Origin of the sequence: Streptomyces mutabilis (assembly GCF_014649815.1) — a bacterium.
In the GTDB taxonomy this organism is placed as follows: Bacteria; Actinomycetota; Actinomycetes; order Streptomycetales; family Streptomycetaceae; genus Streptomyces; species Streptomyces mutabilis.
Genome location: NZ_BMTT01000073.1, coordinates 1 through 1,463, shown reverse-complemented (window position 1 = coordinate 1,463; position 1,463 = coordinate 1). Strand labels below are relative to the sequence as shown.

The following is a 1,463-nucleotide window of genomic DNA, read 5'->3' as shown; positions in this document are numbered from 1 at the left end:
AATACAATCAGCCCTAAAACAAGTGGGTTTTATAGTAACTGAAGACCATATATCTAATTGTGTAAGTGAAGGTATTAAAAATGGCAACGGAGAAGAAAGTATCAAAGAATTGATGGTTGTATTAAAACAATTTTCAAAATAGGAGGAAAGAAATAATTGAGTGAAAATATTAAAAAAACCTCATTAGGTATCACAGGCATGACATGTGCAGCTTGCTCGAATAAAGTAGAAAAAAATCTAAATAAATTAGATGAAGTTAACGCTAATGTAAATCCTTCTACAGAGAAAGCTACAATTGAATATAACCCCAATGTTACATCATTAGAAGATATTGCAAATACAATTCAAAAAACAGGTTATGGAGTTTTAACCGAAAAAGTGGATCTCGATGTAATGGGAATGACGTGTGCAGCTTGTTCGAATAAAATCGAAAAAGTTTTAAATCGAATCTCAGGTGTAAATAAGGCTACAGTTAATTTAATCACAGAAAGTGCTACTGTAGAATACAACCCTGATATGACGTCTGTAGATGAATTTCAACAACGTATTAAAAACCTAGGGTATGAGGCACAACCTAAAAAAGAAGCATCAGAAAAAAGTTCCCAAAAAGAAAAACAATTAAAACGACAGTTAATTAAATTAGTTGTTTCAGCTGTTTTAGCAGCTCCATTGTTAATGACAATGTTCGTTCATTTATTTGGTATTCAAATACCACATATATTTATGAACCCGTGGTTCCAATTTGTATTAGCAACGCCTGTTCAATTTGTTATTGGTTGGCAATTTTATGTAGGCGCTTATAAAAACCTTCGTAATGGGTCAGCAAATATGGATGTTCTTGTCGCTTTAGGTACAAGCGCAGCCTTCTTTTATAGTATTTATGAATCGATTAAGTGGTTAATTAATACAAATTATGAGCCACACCTATATTTTGAAACAAGTGCTGTATTAATTACTTTAATTCTTTTCGGAAAGTATTTAGAAGCACGTGCTAAAACACAAACAACAAATGCGTTAAGTAAATTGTTGAATTTACAAGCTAAAGAAGCACGTATATTACGCAACGGTGAAGAGACTATGGTTCCTTTAAGTGAGGTAAAAGAAGGAGACTATTTAGTTATCAAACCAGGAGAAAAAATACCAGTAGATGGCAAAATAATTAAAGGTATGACTTCAATTGACGAGTCAATGTTGACAGGTGAATCTATTCCTGTTGAAAAAATGCAAAATGATAATGTTATAGGATCAACAATGAATAAAAATGGAGCAATTACTGTTGAAGCAACAAAAGTTGGTAAAGATACAGCTCTTGCCTCCATTGTTAAAGTTGTCGAAGAAGCGCAAGGTTCTAAAGCGCCAATACAAAGACTAGCAGATATTATTTCTGGATATTTTGTACCTATCGTTGTAGGTATCGCGATTTTCACATTTATTATATGGATTTCATTAGTTCAGCCGGCACA

Annotated in this window: 2 protein-coding genes; both read left to right on the top strand. The window is 32.7% G+C overall.

Annotation, left to right across the window (positions count from 1 at the left end):
• The first annotated feature begins 1 nt into the window (after position 1).
• Complete coding sequence (locus IE142_RS39580; RefSeq protein WP_502266906.1) at positions 2 to 142, top strand: metal-sensing transcriptional repressor; 141 nt, start codon at positions 2 to 4, stop codon at positions 140 to 142.
• A 14-nt stretch (positions 143 to 156) separates the two neighbouring features.
• The coding region (locus tag IE142_RS39575) for a heavy metal translocating P-type ATPase (RefSeq protein WP_191889391.1) at positions 157 to 1,463 on the top strand (1,307 nt) is incomplete at its 3' end.